The following is a 13,820-nucleotide window of genomic DNA, read 5'->3' as shown; positions in this document are numbered from 1 at the left end:
ACGCCTCACGGCATCGATTTCCACGGAGCAGACCATGGACAAGCACTACGTGCTCGCCATCGACCAGGGCACGACCAGTTCGCGCGCCATCCTGTTCGATCGTGCCGGGCGCATCGCCGGCAGCGCGCAACGCGAGTTCACCCAGATCTTCCCGCAGCCGGGCTGGGTCGAGCATGACCCGCGCGAGATCCTGACCAGCGTCTACACCACGATCACCGAGCTGTTGAACCGCCACCAGGTCGACCCGCGCACGATCGCCGGCATCGGCATCACCAACCAGCGCGAAACTACGGTGGTGTGGGACAAGGCTACCGGCCAGCCGATCCACAACGCCGTGGTGTGGCAGTCGCGGCAGAGCCATGCGATCTGCGAACAGCTCAAGGCTGATGGCCACGAGCCGCTGATCCGGCGCAAGACCGGGCTGTTGATCGATGCGTATTTTTCGGCGACGAAGATCCGCTGGATCCTCGATCACGTGGAGGGTGCACAGGCACGCGCCGAGCGCGGCGAGCTGCTGTTCGGCACCATCGACAGCTGGTTGATCTGGAACCTCAGCGGCGGCCAGGCGCACGTCACCGATGTCACCAATGCCGCGCGCACGCTGCTGTTCGATATCCATGCATTGCAGTGGGACGATGAACTGCTGGCCCTGTTCAACATCCCGCGCGCGATGCTGCCGCAGGTGCGCAGTTCCAGCGAGGTGTATGCCACCACCCGGGCGCAGTTCTTCTTCGATCAGCACCTGCCCATTGCCGGCATCGCCGGCGACCAGCAGGCCGCGCTGTTCGGCCAGGCCTGCTTCGAACCGGGCATGGCCAAGAACACCTACGGCACCGGCTGCTTCATGCTGATGAACACCGGCGAGAAGGCAGTGAGCTCCGACAATGGGTTGCTGACCACCATCGCGTGGGGCATCGATGGGCGTGTGGAGTACGCACTGGAGGGCTCGATCTTCGTCGCCGGCTCGGTGGTGCAATGGCTGCGCGACGGGCTGCGCATGTTCGGCAAGTCCAGCGATTGCCAGGCCTACGCCGAGCGTGCCGCGGATAATGGCGGCGTGTACCTGGTGCCCGCGTTCGTGGGGCTTGGGGCGCCGTACTGGCGCAGCGATGTGCGCGGCGCGATGTTCGGACTGACCCGCGGCACCACCAAGGAGCACTTCATCCGCGCGGCGGTGGAATCGATGGCGTACCAGACCCGCGACGTGCTGGCGGCGATGCAGGCCGACGCGGGGATCGAACTGAAGGAGCTGCGCGCCGATGGTGGCGCGATCGCCAACGACTTCATGGCGCAGTTCCAGAGCGACATCCTGGGCGTGCCGGTGCTGCGCCCGCAGGTGGCCGAAACCACCGCGCTGGGCGCGGCCTATCTGGCCGGGCTGGCCACCGGCTTCTGGCGCAGCCGGGCGGAGATCGCCGAGCAATGGGCGGTGGACCGCCGCTTCACCCCGCAGATGCCGGTGGATCAGCGCGAGGCGCTTTACACCGGCTGGCAGCAGGCGGTGGAGGCGACGATGGGGTTCCGCGTGGGGTGAGGCCCGCGTCGGCGATCATTGCCGCGCGGGCGCGGCCAGCCACGCATGGCGTGGCTCTACCGTGGGTGCCGGTCAGAATGCCGGGAGGACCGCGCCCTTGTACTTCTCGGCGATGAAAGCCTTCACTTCCGGGCCGGTCAGGGCCTTGGCCAGCTGCTGCACGCGGGCATCGTCCTTGTTGTCCGGACGCGCGACGAGGAAGTTCACGTACGGCGAATCCTTGCTTTCGATCGCCAGTGCATCCTGGGTCGGGTTGAGCCCGGCATCCAGCGCGTAGTTGGTGTTGATCAGGGCCAGATCCACCTGGTCCAGCACCCGCGGCAGCATCGCCGAGTCCAGCTCGCGGAACTTGAGCTGCTTCGGGTTGGCGATGATGTCGCGCTGGGTCGCCAACGCATTGGTCGGGTCCTTGAGCGTGATCACGCCAGCCTTGTGCAGCAGGATCAGCGCGCGGCTGTTGTTGCTCGGGTCGTTGGGGATCACCACGTCGGCACCGTTGGGCAGGGCATCCAGTGATTTGAAACGACGCGAGTACGCACCGAAGGGCTCGATATGCACGCCGATCACCTTGACCAGGTCGGTCTTGCGGTCCCGGTTGTAGGCGTCCAGATAGGGCTCGGTCTGGAAGTAGTTCACGTCAACCTGCTTCTGCACCAGCTGGTCGTTGGGCTGCACGTAGTCATTGAAGACGCGCACGTCCAGGGTCAGGCCTTCCTTTTCCAGGATCGGCTTGACCACCGCGAGGATCTCGGCGTGCGGCACCGCGGTGGCGGCAACCACCAGCTTCTTGGAATCATTGGCCGGCTTGCCGCAGGCGGCCAGAGCCAGCGAAGCGGCAAGCAACGGGAGCAGCAGGTACTTTTTCATGGGGGCAGCGGGATCCGTAAGGGCAGCAACGCCCCACGATACCGCACGCCCCGGCCCTTGCGGAATCCGGGGCATATGACCCCACGGCATGAGCCGATGCCGGCCCGGCCGGCTTACTCGTAGCTGGTCAGCGCCAGTGCCAGCAGCGCCTTGGCCTGTTCGCGCAGCATCACCGGCTCCACGATTTCCGCGTCCGAGCCGTAGTGCAGCACGTCCATCAGCAGTTCACGCGAGACGCTGTAAGGCAGTTTCAGCTCATAGCGGCCATCGGGCAGGAAACGGCCCTGCTGCTTGGAATGCCAATGCTCATCGGCCACCCAGCGTGCGGCCTTGGCACTGAACACGATGGTGGCCCAGCCCTTGGGCGGCCCAGAGAAGATGCCGTAGCTGGCGCCCAGCTGCTCGTCCAGCTCGGTCTCATCCACATCACGGGCGGTGGTATCGATCACGCGTGCCTTGTAGATGCGATCCACCGCGAAGCTGCGCAGGCCTTCGCGGCCGTGATCCCAGGCATCGAGGTACCAGTTGTCGCGGTAATGGGTCATGCGCTGTGGCGACACGGTGCGCTGGGTCGCCTCATCGGTGGAGCGGGCCCGGTACTCGAAGGCCAGCTGCTTGCGCTCCAGTACCGCCGAGGCGACCGCGCGGAAGCTGGCTTCATCGAACTTGCGGCCGCGATGCGGAATCACCCGGACCCGGTCGACCGGCCAGCTGGAGACACCAGCCTGTGCGGCCAGCAGGCCTTCGATGCGCTGCTGCAGCGGGGCCAGCACGGAAGAGAGCACGCCGCCCCCCGTGCGCGAGAGCAGGTGCTGGGAGGCCAGCAGCGCGTGCAGCTCTTCCGAGCTGAGCCACAGGCCCGGCAGCTCGAAGCGGTCGCTTTCGTCGGCCTGGTAGCGGAAGCCCGCCTCGCCGTCGCCTTCCACCGGCGCCATCAGCGCATCGCGCAGGAAGGCCAGGTCGCGGTAGACAGTCGCGCGGGAACACTCCAGTTTTTCCTGCAGGGCCGCCACCGTTACCGGGTAACGGGCGGACTTGAGCAGGCGATGCAGGGCGTTGATGCGTTCATATCGGTCCATGACCCGATTATGTCCGAGTCGCCGTCGTTGTGGCGGCTTCGGCTGCATCTTCGGCTATCGTGGGGCCCCCACCGCCTGCTGCCGCCCGTCATGCGCCTGTTGCCCGCCCTTGCCCTGTCCGCCGCCGCCCTGCTGCTCAGTGGCTGCGGACGCAGTGAAACGCCCGTGGCTGCGGTACCTGCCGCGACGGCGACGACACCGGCCGCCGATCCGGTGGCCACCGTGCTGGCGGCCAGCCAGCGCTTCGGCCAGCTGCGCAGCTTCCACGCGGTGATGAAGATGCAGGGCCCGCGCGCCCTGGAGGCGCAGATGGACTACGTGGCCCCGGACCGCTATCGGCTGATCACCGACGATGGCCCGCAGACGATCATCGGCGGCACCTTCTTCCTGCAGCGTGCCGGCGAAGTGCGCCAGATTCCGGTGCCCGAAGGCATGCTGGCGCAGTGGCGCAACCCGCTGCCGGACGATCTGGAGCCAGCGCAGCTGACGGTGCGCGATCTTGGCGAGGACCGCGCCGGTGGCCAGCGCGCGCATAAATACGAGGTGCGCCACGCCACTGCGGCCCCCGACGGCCTGCTGTACTGGGTCAATGCGCAGGGCCTGCCGGTGCAGATCGAGCGCATGGGCGAGACGAACGGTCAGCCGTTCCGCATCACCGTCACCTACTCGCGCTTCGACGACGCCTCGCTGCGTATCGATGTTCCCTGAACAGGGATCCAGGCCGAACGGGTCCTAAAGCCGGGGCTCGCCGCCGAATGTGACGCAGAACGCATCAAGTATCATCCCCCCCTTGTTGTCCCTCCCCCTTGTCCGATCACGGAGAACCGTTGATGTCCCTGCGCGTTTCGTTGCTTGTTCCCCTGCTGCTCTGCGCCCCGGCGGTTTATGCACAGGACGCTGCCGAACTGGCAGCGATGACCTCCCCCTGGAGCGGCAGTGGCGGTGAACTGGGCTTTGCCTCGGCCCGCGGCAACAGCAATACCGAGAGCTTCAACGGTCGTCTGCGCCTGCGCTACACCGACGATGACTGGGTGCACAGCATGGACCTGTTCGGCCTGCGCTCGCGCTCGGAATACACCGATACCGAAGACGACGGCACCACCATCCGCCGCCGCAACACCACCGCCAACCGCTACACCGGCAGTGCCGGCAGCGCGCTGCAGCTGGGCGAGCACCGCCAGATCACCGCCACGGTGCGTTACGAGCGCGACGATTTCGCCACCTACGACCGCCAGAGCTCGTTCGGTCTGGGTTACGGCACCCGGATCATCGACGGTGAGCGCTTCTACATGGACGCGCAGATCGGTCCCGGTGTGCGCCGCACCCACAACACCGAAGACGACGCGACCCGTACCGGCCTGATCGGCCGCGGCCTGTTCGATCTCAAATACACGCTGACCCCGAACACCGATCTGGTGAACACGCTGCTGGTCGAGTCGGGCTCGTACAACACCTTCGCGCAGAACGATTTCGGCGTGTCGGTGAGCATGAACGAACATCTGGCGCTGAAGGCCGGCTGGCAGGCACGTCACAACAGCGACGTCGCCGAAGACAAGCGCAAGACCGACACGCTGACCACCATGAACGTGGTCTACAAGTTCAAGTAATCGGGCGGGCGCACCGCGCACATTGCGCGGCAGGGACTGCCGGCCAGCGGCCGGCACTACCCTCGATTCAGACGCCCAGCAGTTCCCCGGCACCGGCATCGAGCAGGCCGCGCGCCACGCGCTGGCCCAGCGTCTCCGGATCACTGGCCGGGCCACGCGCCTCAGCGCGCACGATGCGACCATCGGCGACACCGCCGACCAGGCCCTGCAGGAACAGATTCTCGCCTTCCCATTGCGCAAAGCCGGCGACCGGCACGTGGCAGCTGCCATGCAGCGCGCGGTTCATGGCGCGCTCGGCTTCCACGCAGGCGCGCGTGTCGGCATGGTCGAGCGCGGCGAACAGCGCCATCACACCGGCATCGTCGCCATTGCATTCCACCGTGACCGCGCCCTGTGCCGGTGCCGGCAACCACGCCGGCGCGGCCAGGCGCGCCACGATGCGGTTGCCCAGGCCGAGGCGTTCCAGCCCGGCCACGGCCAGCACGATGGCGTCGTAGCCACCGTTGTCGAGCTTGGCCAGCCGGGTGTTGACGTTGCCGCGCAGGTCCGACAGCTCCAGATCCGGACGCAGCGCGCGCAGCTGGGCCTGGCGGCGCAGTGACGAAGTACCGACGCGTGCACCGATCGGCAGCGCGTCCAGCGAGGCATACAGATTGGAGATGAAGCCATCGGCAGGATCATGCCGGGGGAGCATCGCCGGCAGCGCGAATGGCGCATCCAGTTCCATCGGCACATCCTTGAGCGAATGCACGGCGCAATCCGCGTCACCGCGCAGCATCGCCAGCTCCAGTTCCTTCAGGAACAAGCCCTTGCCACCGATCGCCGCCAGCGAGCGGTCCAACACCTCGTCGCCGCGCGTGCTCATCGGGATCAGCACCACCTCCAGCCCCGGATGCGCCTCACGCAGGCGATCGGCGACGTATTCGCTCTGCCACAGGGCAAGCGGGCTCTTTCGGGTGGCGATGCGCAGGGTCTTCATGGCGCCATTATCGACGCACAGGGGCGTATCGACCAACGGTCCGGCACACCCACACTCAAAGATGCTTGAGGTCCTGCTTCAGGCTGGCCACGCAACGGCGGCTGACTTCCAGCGGCGCGGGCCCGTGGCGCAGCACCGCCTGGACCTGGCCTGCGCCATTTCGTCGCAGCTCCACCAGTTCATGGCGGGCCACCAGGCAATTGCGGTGGATACGCACGAAGCGGTTGCCGAACTCCTCTTCCAGCGACTTCAGCGATTCTTCCAGCAGGTCCTCGCCGCGGGCATGATGCACGACCACGTACTTTTCTTCGGCCTGCAGGTAGTGGATGTCCTCGACCGGGATCAAGCGCAGGCTGCCCCGCAGGCGTGCGCACAGCAGCGTGCGCGCCTGTTGGCTGGCGGCCGTCGGTGGACCGCTGCGGCCGGCGAGGAAGGTGCGGGCCCGCTCCAGTGCGGCGGCCAGGCGCTCGGGGCGCACTGGCTTCATCAGGTAATCGATGGCCGCCGCCTCGAACGCGGACAGCGCATGGGCGTCATAGGCGGTGCAGAACACCACGGCCGGACGCGGCTCGAAGGTGGCCAGGTGGCGGGCCGCCTCCAGTCCATCCAGGCCGGGCATCGCGATATCGAGCAGGACCAGGTCCGGCTGCAGCTCGGCGCAGGCATGCAGAGCCTGTTCGCCGTTCTCCGCCTCGGCCACGACCTCGATACCGGCCTGATCGGCCAGCAGGGCGCGCAGCCGCTCGCGGGCCAGCGGTTCGTCGTCGGCGATCACCACCTTCAAGACAGTTTCCTCACTGGACCGGGACCGTGATTTCGCAAGCATAGTAGCCGTCGGCCCACGCCCCCGTCATCCGCGCGGCCGGGCCGAAGCGCCAGGCCAGGCGATGGGCGATGTTGCGTTGTGCATGCCCGGCGCCCTGCAGCAGCGGCAGGCCGCGCGTGGCCGGATCCGGTGCTGGGTTGCGCACGCGGATGCGCAGATTGGTCCCGTCACTGGACAGTGCCAGCACGATCGTGCCGCCCGCGGGTACCCGCGAGATGCCATGCAGCACGGCATTTTCGACCAGCGGCTGCAGCACCAGCCGCGGCATCGGCAACGACCAGGGCAGCGGTTCGTCGCGCAGCCAGATCACTTTCAAGCGGTCCCCCAGGCGCAGCGACTCGATCGAGAGGTAGCGCTCGGCCAGTTCACACTCGGCCTGCAGCGTGGAATCGCCATCGCCGGCACCAAGCGCGGCGCGGAACAGGTCGGACAGATCGAGCACCGCGCGCTCGGCCACGTCCGGATCGCGGCGCAACAGGCTGGCGATCAGGTTCATGCTGTTGAAGAGAAAGTGCGGGCGGATCCGTGCCTGCAGCGCGTCGGCCTGGGCGCGCGCGTTGGCCAGCATCTGTGCGCTGCCACGATCACTGACGTAGAAGTAGCGCAACGCCAGCGCCGTGATCAAGGCGGTCATCGCCGCGCTGCCGAGAGTAAAACGCCAGAAGCCGACCGCCTGGGCGAAGCTGCTGCCACCGAGCACGCCATACAGCGCGTGCACGATCGCCGCGCAGGCACCGGCGATCAGCCCGGTCATCACCACCACCAGCACCATGCCCGGCAGTTCCGGCAGCCGCGAGAGCACCGCACGCAGACTGCACAGGCTGACCGTTACCGCCAGCGCCAGCCAGAGCGCGAAGCCGCTGGCGGACAGGAAGTCCGACAGCGTCCAGTGACGGCTGCCATCGGGTGCCAGCGCCACCACCACCACCACCAGCTCGGCCAACCCCAGCATCGCCGCCAGTCGCGGCAGGCGACACAGCTCGGGCAACCAGGACTGCTGGCGCGGGTCGTTCATGGCGTCAGGCGGCGAAGCGCGCCTCGAGCCACTCGCCCAGCGCGTGCATTTCTTCCGCACATACCTGGTGGGCCATCGTATAGGTGTGCCACTCCACCGGCAGGCCGAGGGTTTCCAGGGTCTGCGCGGTGTCCCGCGCGATCGCCACCGGGATCACCGGATCCTGCGTGCCATGGGCCATGAACACCGGCACGCTGATCGCACCGGCCACACGGGAAGCCGCCGCCTTGGCCGGATCCGGCAGATAGGTCGACAGCGCGATCAGCCCGGCCAACGGACGCGTACGACGCAGCAGCGCGCTCAGGATCACCGCCCCACCCTGGGAGAAACCGGCCAGCAGGATCCGTTCGGGCGGAATACCACGGGCGACCTCGCGTTCGATCAGCAGCTCCAGTTCCACGATGGAGGCGTCCACACCTGCGCTGTCGGCGCGCGAACGGAAGTCCGCGCTGACGATGTCGTACCAGGCGCGCATCGGGACACCGTTGTTGATCGTGATCGGCTGCACCGGGGCATGCGGGAACACGAAGCGGATCGCCGGCCAGTGCGGACGGACCAGTTCGGGCACGATCGGGGCGAAGTCATGGCCATCGGCACCCAGGCCATGCAGCCACAGCACCGACCACTGCGGGTCGGCGCCGGTTTCGTTTTCCACGGTATCCAGCATCAGGCGGCTCCAGTACGTTCAAGCCGCATTATGACCGCGCCCCACCGCAATGGGGGCGATGCCTGGAGTGACGTGATCAGCCGGCGGGATGTGCCTCGGCGGCGGCGCGGCGCAGTTCGGCCGCACGCACCAGCACCTTGGGCGGCGCCGATTCTTCGGGGATCTCCATCAGGCCCAGCCGGTGCATCCAGACGCCAGCGGTGCGCGAAGAGGTGAAGCCCACCACCGGAATCGCCAGCACCATGCCGATCACCACCGGGGCCATCCACGCGGCCAGCGAGGGGGAAACCGCGTAGGCCAGCGCGCCCATGAACAATCCGAACACGCTCAAGCCCCCATAGCCGCGCGCCAATGCCGACCAGGACACACCGCCATCGTCGCGCTGCTGCGCATCCCAGCCCGAGTCCCTGCCGGCCAGCACTTCGGCCACACCGCGCGACTGCACGTACATCACCACCGGCGCCATCAGTGCCGCGAGGATGGTCTCCAGCAGCATCGAGATGAACGCGCGGATCGTGCCGCCGCAGCCACGGCGCTCGACCGGCTCCAGCAACATCGCCAGATAACCCAGCACCTTGGGCGAGAGCAGCACCACCATGGTGATCGCGAACATGCGGATCACCTGGGTCTCGTCCTGGTGGCGCCAGTACACGCCGGGCGAGAGATGCAGCACTTCATTGAGGTCGATGCCGCCCTGGAACAGGGGAATCGCGATGCCGATCAGCATCAGCATCGCCCACATCGGCGCGGTGAAGTAATGCCCGATGCCGACCAGCATGTGCATGCGGCTGACCCAGTGCAGGCCTTTTGAGCCGACGATCTTGGCGTGCTGAAGATTGCCCTGGCACCAGCGGCGATCGCGGACCAGCAGGTCGGTGAGCGTGGGCGGGCCTTCCTCGTAGCTGCCTTTAAGGTACGGCACCATGTGGGTGGCCCAGCCGCCACGGCGCATCAACGCGGCTTCGACGAAATCGTGGCTGAGCACATGGCCACCAAACGGCTCCTTGCCCGGCAGCAGCGGCAGGCCGGCCTGCTCGGCGAATGCCTGGGTGCGGATGATCGCGTTGTGACCCCAGTAGTTGCTCTCCGCGCCATGCCACCACGCCACGCCACGGCCGATCACCGGGCCGTATACGCGCCCGCCGAACTGCTGCATGCGGGCAAACAGGGTGCGCCCACCGACCACCGCCGGCAGGGTCTGGATCAGACCGACATCCGGGTTGTGTTCCATGCCCGCGACCAGGCGCACGATGGTGTCGCCGGTCATCAGGCTGTCGGCGTCCAGGATCAGCATCTGCGGGTAGGCACCGCCGAAACGGCGGACCCAATCAGCGATGTTGCCGGCCTTGCGCCCACTGTTGTCGCCGCGGCGACGGTAGAAGATGCGGTCATGGCCGCCGACCGCATCGCAGAGCGCATGGAAGGCTTCTTCTTCGGCCTGCCCGATGTCGTCTCGCCGGGTGTCACTGAGCACGTAGAAATCGAAGTTCTCGAGCTGGCCCGTCTCGGCGACCGACTCATAGATCGCCTGCAGGCCGGCCAACAGCCGACGCGGGTCCTCGTTGTAGGTGGGCATCAGCAGCGCGGTGCGGGTGTGCACGGTCGGCAGCGGCGCGTCCGGATCGATCCCCAGCTTGTAGCCACGATCGAACACCGCGGTCAGAAAGCCGGCCACGGCCCCGGCGAAGGACAGCGCGATCCAGGCGAACAGGCCCACGAACAAGACCAGCAGGCAGGCTTCGAGCACGCTGATGCCGTTGACGGCCAGCACCTTCCACATCATCCGGCTGGCGGCGGCGGTCATCGCGGCGGTGCCACCCAGGATGTAGAAGCGGCGCAGCCCGATCATCCGGGGCGCGGTGCGCTGACGCCGGACCTGTAGTTGGCCTTCACGCAGGGACTGCTCGGGCATCGGCAACGGCGACTCGGCCGGCAACGTCGCCCGACCGGCATCCAGTCGGGCGTGGAGGGTCTGGGTACTCATGCGCGATGTCCCTGTGCAGGGCGTGCCAGGCCGAAGATGCAAGATGCGAAAAGGGGCGTCCTGAGCGCGGCGCGCCGGAGGGCACGCATTCGTCCTGTCGGTGCGGGCCGATCACCGGCACGCCGCTGTTGTCTGTGACTACCGGAACCCACGAACTCTCCAACCGACTTGAGACGAAAAATGCGGCTCAGTCTATGGCGCGAAATGTAAGGTGGGTGCGAAGGTTTCACCGGTGATTTCTCCGCATTCAGCTTTTGGATCGAGCCAAGTGGGCAGCGTCGCAGGACCACGGAGGCGCAGGGCCCGTGCCATGGGCCTCTCCCCATTCATCTTACAGATGATCGTCATCGGACACGACAGTCCAGAGAAGGGATGTCTTCCCCCTGTCCCCGGCACAGCAGATGCCGGCGTTGCGCAGTTCGCCAGTCGGCCGCGCATGGCCGAGCCGCCCCGGAATCGAGGCAGCAGGTAGGGCAAGCAGGTCGCCAGACCGAGGGCCTGGCAAGGTGCATCCACTCAGACGGTGGGCGCGGCGATGGCCAGGTCGGCATCAACCGGCAGGCGCGACAGGGCGCGCGCGCTCACCTGCGAGAACTGCAGGTGGGCAAGCAGATGTTGCGCCTGGGTGGCCACCGGGCACGGCGCAATCTGCGGTCCTGCCGGGGGGCGCTCGGGGGTCATTACATCACTGGACATGGAAGGGCATCTCGTTGACGTCGCATTGCCCGCGGGGCTTCCGGCCGCGCGGATTGCGCACCCTATCGGAAAACCGGGACGAATGTGTGACGGCGCCCGCCGTACCTGCTGGAGGGGGTGGGATGCACCGGAAAAGTGGCGCTTTTCCAGGTCGCCCCGCTATCATGTAATCGTTTTCAAACAACGATTCGGATATGGATTCCAACACTGCTTCCCCCCTCAGCCCCAAGTGGCAGTTCCGCTTCAACTTCTTCGAACAGCACGGCGCCCCCAATTCGCCTGGCTTCAAGGCCGCATTCAAGACGTTGACGTTCGGCCAGAGGATCAAGATCAACTTCAACTTCTTCGCGCTGTTCTTCAGTTGGATCTACCTGCTGATTCTGGGTATGTGGCGCAAGGCGCTCACCATTCTGGGCATCACCCTCGTGCTGATGGTGATCCTGGCGTTCCTGCCGGACGTGGTCGGCCGGGCGATCGGCATGGCCTGGTCGGTGCTGATCGCGCTCACCACCAATTACTCGTACTACCTGGAAAAAGTGAAGGGCGACACCAGCTGGAACCCCTTCGCAGGCATGCGCTGGTAAGCACTGCGCACGCCTGGATGAAGAAGCCCGGTCATCGACCGGGCTTTTTTGTGCCGCGCCGACCGTGGGCGTCGATCACCACCTCCCCATCTTCTTTGCGGAACGGCGCCTGCACCGGCGGCAGGATCTCCAGCACGGTCTCCGAGGGTCGCGCCAGGCGCACCCCCAGTTCGGTCTGCACGAAGGGCCGGTTGATCAGGATCGGATGGGCCAGCATCGCATCCAGCAACTGGGTGTCCTCCAGCGTTGGATCGGCCAGGCCCAGCGCGGCGTACGGGGTGCCTTTCTGGCGAAGCGCATCGCGAACCTGCAGGCCTGCGGCGGCGATCAGTGCGATCAAACGCTCACGATCCGGCGGGGTGCGCAGGTACTCCACCACCTCCGGCGCCACGCCGGCATGGCGCATCAGCGCGAGCACATTGCGCGAGGTCGCGCAGTCCGGGTTGTGGTAGATCACGGCCTTCATGCGTGGGTGCGCATCGGGTTGGGCAGCAAGGACATGAGGTTGCTCCGGATTTATTGTTCGACTATTCTAGAAACATGGAACACGACACCGCAACCCACGCCCTTGCCGCCCTCGGTCATAACACCCGCCTGAGCGTTTTCCGCCTGCTGGTCCAGGCCGGCCGGGGGGGGCGGTTGGCCGGAGAGATAGCCGCCGACCTCGGCCTTCCCGGTGCCACGCTGTCCTTCCACCTCAAGGAACTGAGCGCGGCCGGCCTGGTCAGCGCCGAGTCGCGCGGGCGCAGCATCTGCTACCGCGCCGACTTCAAGGCGATGAATGGCCTCATCAGCTACCTCACCGAGAACTGCTGTGCCGGCGAGACGGACTGCGGTCCCACCGGCCAATGCGCACCGTCGTGCTGATCGGTTGACCGCCGGGCCCATCGCGATGACGACACGTGCCACCTCCCGCCTGTCCTTTCTGGACCGCTGGCTTACCCTGTGGATCTTCGCGGCGATGGCGCTCGGGGTGGTACTGGGCACCGTCTTCGATGGCCTGCCCGCCGCGCTGGACGCGATGACCATCGGCGGTACCAACCTGCCGATCGCAGCAGGTCTGATCCTGATGATGTACCCGCCACTGGCCAAGGTGAAGTACGAGGCGCTGCCCGCCGTCTTCGCCGACAAGCGCGTGCTGGCGCTGTCGCTGCTGCAGAACTGGGTGGTGGGACCGGTGCTGATGTTCGCGCTGGCCGCAGTGTTCCTGCACGACCGGCCGGAGTACATGACCGGGCTGATCCTGATTGGTCTGGCCCGTTGCATCGCGATGGTGCTGGTCTGGAACCAGCTCGCGCGCGGCGACAACCAGTACGTGGCAGGCCTGGTCGCGTTCAACTCCCTGTTCCAGATCGCCTTCTTCAGCGTCTATGCGTGGCTGTTTCTGACCGTGTTGCCGCCGCTGTTCGGATTGCAGCGCAGCGTGATTGATGTCAGCACCTGGACCATTGCCGGCGCGGTGCTGGTGTATCTGGGCATCCCCTTTGCGGCGGGCTATCTGGGGCGACGCCTGCTGCTGCGCGTGCGCGGGGCTGACTGGTACGAAACGCGCTTCCTGCCCGCGATCAGCCCGGTCACCTTGGTCGCACTGCTGCTCACCATCGTGGCGATGTTCAGCCTCAAGGGCGGCGATCTGGTGCGCATTCCCATGGATGCGGTACGTATCGCCATCCCACTGACGATCTACTTCTTCGTGCAGTTCCTGCTGAGCTTCTTCATGGGCCGCTGGATCGCACGCGACTATCCGCGCACCACCGCCATCGCCTTCACCGCAACGGGCAACAACTTCGAACTGGCCATCGCCGTGGCGATCGCCGCCTTCGGGCTGGGCTCACCGGTCGCATTCGCTGCCGTGATCGGGCCTTTGGTGGAGGTGCCGGTGTTGATCGTACTGGTCCATCTGGCGCTGCGCCTCGGACGCCGCTGCTTCAATGAGACCGCCGCACTCCCCCATTGAAACGAATCGAGCCTGTCGTTGATGC

General features: G+C 66.6%; 15 protein-coding genes. 6 read left to right on the top strand and 9 right to left on the bottom strand.

The annotated features are described in order from the left end of the window. Positions 1 to 34: 34 nt before the first annotated feature. Positions 35 to 1,534 carry a glycerol kinase GlpK gene (gene glpK, locus K4043_RS07800; RefSeq protein WP_265308842.1) on the top strand — a complete coding sequence of 500 codons (1,500 nt, stop codon included), beginning with the start codon at positions 35 to 37 and terminating at the stop codon, positions 1,532 to 1,534. Positions 1,535 to 1,606: 72 nt separating this feature from the next. Here glpK and K4043_RS07795 read toward each other — a convergent pair whose 3' ends face one another. Then, positions 1,607 to 2,401 (bottom strand): MetQ/NlpA family ABC transporter substrate-binding protein, encoded by a 795-nt coding sequence (locus K4043_RS07795; RefSeq protein WP_121040102.1) that lies wholly within the window; start codon positions 2,399 to 2,401, stop codon positions 1,607 to 1,609. A 113-nt stretch (positions 2,402 to 2,514) separates the two neighbouring features. Continuing rightward, on the bottom strand, positions 2,515 to 3,480 hold the full coding sequence (locus K4043_RS07790; protein ID WP_123730096.1) for a YafY family protein: 966 nt from the start codon (positions 3,478 to 3,480) through the stop codon (positions 2,515 to 2,517). A 90-nt stretch (positions 3,481 to 3,570) separates the two neighbouring features. Here K4043_RS07790 and K4043_RS07785 point away from each other — a divergent pair, with 90 nt between their 5' ends. Then, positions 3,571 to 4,188: a hypothetical protein gene (locus K4043_RS07785; RefSeq protein ID WP_265308840.1), complete on the top strand. Its 618-nt coding sequence runs from the start codon at positions 3,571 to 3,573 to the stop codon at positions 4,186 to 4,188. A gap of 122 nt (positions 4,189 to 4,310) precedes the next feature. After that, entirely contained in the window at positions 4,311 to 5,087 is a 777-nt protein-coding gene (locus K4043_RS07780) for a DUF481 domain-containing protein (RefSeq protein ID WP_123730094.1), read from the top strand. Positions 5,088 to 5,154: 67 nt separating this feature from the next. Here the strand turns inward: K4043_RS07780 and hemC are convergent, their stop codons facing one another. The 6 genes from hemC to K4043_RS07750 all read right to left on the bottom strand — a co-directional run bounded on the left by hemC (position 5,155) and on the right by K4043_RS07750 (position 11,254). Further along, positions 5,155 to 6,066 (bottom strand): hydroxymethylbilane synthase, encoded by a 912-nt coding sequence (hemC, locus tag K4043_RS07775; RefSeq protein ID WP_123730093.1) that lies wholly within the window; start codon positions 6,064 to 6,066, stop codon positions 5,155 to 5,157. Between the two features lie 55 nt (positions 6,067 to 6,121). Next, on the bottom strand, positions 6,122 to 6,850 hold the full coding sequence (locus K4043_RS07770; RefSeq protein WP_265308838.1) for a LytTR family DNA-binding domain-containing protein: 729 nt from the start codon (positions 6,848 to 6,850) through the stop codon (positions 6,122 to 6,124). Positions 6,851 to 6,860: 10 nt separating this feature from the next. After that, a complete protein-coding gene (locus tag K4043_RS07765) occupies positions 6,861 to 7,907 on the bottom strand; it encodes a histidine kinase (RefSeq protein ID WP_265308836.1) in 1,047 nt (348 codons plus the stop codon). A gap of 4 nt (positions 7,908 to 7,911) precedes the next feature. Then, positions 7,912 to 8,577, bottom strand: coding sequence for a carboxylesterase (locus K4043_RS07760; RefSeq protein ID WP_184997286.1), 666 nt, complete (start codon positions 8,575 to 8,577; stop codon positions 7,912 to 7,914). Between the two features lie 73 nt (positions 8,578 to 8,650). Next, positions 8,651 to 10,558: a glucans biosynthesis glucosyltransferase MdoH gene (mdoH, locus tag K4043_RS07755; RefSeq protein ID WP_123730089.1), complete on the bottom strand. Its 1,908-nt coding sequence runs from the start codon at positions 10,556 to 10,558 to the stop codon at positions 8,651 to 8,653. A 516-nt stretch (positions 10,559 to 11,074) separates the two neighbouring features. Continuing rightward, complete coding sequence (locus K4043_RS07750; RefSeq protein ID WP_148045943.1) at positions 11,075 to 11,254, bottom strand: hypothetical protein; 180 nt, start codon at positions 11,252 to 11,254, stop codon at positions 11,075 to 11,077. Between the two features lie 194 nt (positions 11,255 to 11,448). On the opposite strand from K4043_RS07750, the gene K4043_RS07745 reads away from it, so the two are divergent. Continuing rightward, positions 11,449 to 11,838, top strand: coding sequence for a DUF2628 domain-containing protein (locus K4043_RS07745; RefSeq protein ID WP_123730088.1), 390 nt, complete (start codon positions 11,449 to 11,451; stop codon positions 11,836 to 11,838). A 31-nt stretch (positions 11,839 to 11,869) separates the two neighbouring features. On the opposite strand, the gene arsC is transcribed toward K4043_RS07745, so the two are convergent. Next, positions 11,870 to 12,304, bottom strand: a complete 435-nt coding sequence (gene arsC, locus K4043_RS07740) for an arsenate reductase (glutaredoxin) (protein WP_265308834.1) — start codon at positions 12,302 to 12,304, stop codon at positions 11,870 to 11,872. Between the two features lie 74 nt (positions 12,305 to 12,378). Here arsC and K4043_RS07735 point away from each other — a divergent pair, with 74 nt between their 5' ends. Beyond that, the gene (locus tag K4043_RS07735) at positions 12,379 to 12,705 is read left to right on the top strand and encodes a metalloregulator ArsR/SmtB family transcription factor (RefSeq protein ID WP_123730086.1); all 327 of its coding nucleotides are present in this window, start codon (positions 12,379 to 12,381) and stop codon (positions 12,703 to 12,705) included. Between the two features lie 25 nt (positions 12,706 to 12,730). Beyond that, positions 12,731 to 13,795 (top strand): ACR3 family arsenite efflux transporter, encoded by a 1,065-nt coding sequence (arsB, locus tag K4043_RS07730; RefSeq protein ID WP_123730085.1) that lies wholly within the window; start codon positions 12,731 to 12,733, stop codon positions 13,793 to 13,795. Positions 13,796 to 13,820: the final 25 nt, after the last annotated feature.

This window comes from Stenotrophomonas sp. SRS1, assembly GCF_026130205.1.
In the GTDB taxonomy this organism is placed as follows: domain Bacteria; phylum Pseudomonadota; class Gammaproteobacteria; order Xanthomonadales; family Xanthomonadaceae; genus Stenotrophomonas; species Stenotrophomonas rhizophila_B.
The sequence above is the reverse complement of the archived record's forward strand: the minus strand, read 5'-3'. Positions and strand labels throughout refer to the sequence as shown.

Coding starts and splice junctions, on each gene's coding strand:
- glpK (WP_265308842.1), top strand. CDS start 35: ATGGACAAGCACTACGTGCTCGCCATCGACCAGGGCACGACCAGTTCG.
- K4043_RS07795 (WP_121040102.1), bottom strand. CDS start 2,401: ATGAAAAAGTACCTGCTGCTCCCGTTGCTTGCCGCTTCGCTGGCTCTG.
- K4043_RS07790 (WP_123730096.1), bottom strand. CDS start 3,480: ATGGACCGATATGAACGCATCAACGCCCTGCATCGCCTGCTCAAGTCC.
- K4043_RS07785 (WP_265308840.1), top strand. CDS start 3,571: ATGCGCCTGTTGCCCGCCCTTGCCCTGTCCGCCGCCGCCCTGCTGCTC.
- K4043_RS07780 (WP_123730094.1), top strand. CDS start 4,311: ATGTCCCTGCGCGTTTCGTTGCTTGTTCCCCTGCTGCTCTGCGCCCCG.
- hemC (WP_123730093.1), bottom strand. CDS start 6,066: ATGAAGACCCTGCGCATCGCCACCCGAAAGAGCCCGCTTGCCCTGTGG.
- K4043_RS07765 (WP_265308836.1), bottom strand. CDS start 7,907: ATGAACGACCCGCGCCAGCAGTCCTGGTTGCCCGAGCTGTGTCGCCTG.
- mdoH (WP_123730089.1), bottom strand. CDS start 10,558: ATGAGTACCCAGACCCTCCACGCCCGACTGGATGCCGGTCGGGCGACG.
- K4043_RS07750 (WP_148045943.1), bottom strand. CDS start 11,254: ATGTCCAGTGATGTAATGACCCCCGAGCGCCCCCCGGCAGGACCGCAG.
- K4043_RS07745 (WP_123730088.1), top strand. CDS start 11,449: ATGGATTCCAACACTGCTTCCCCCCTCAGCCCCAAGTGGCAGTTCCGC.
- arsC (WP_265308834.1), bottom strand. CDS start 12,304: ATGAAGGCCGTGATCTACCACAACCCGGACTGCGCGACCTCGCGCAAT.
- K4043_RS07735 (WP_123730086.1), top strand. CDS start 12,379: ATGGAACACGACACCGCAACCCACGCCCTTGCCGCCCTCGGTCATAAC.
- arsB (WP_123730085.1), top strand. CDS start 12,731: ATGACGACACGTGCCACCTCCCGCCTGTCCTTTCTGGACCGCTGGCTT.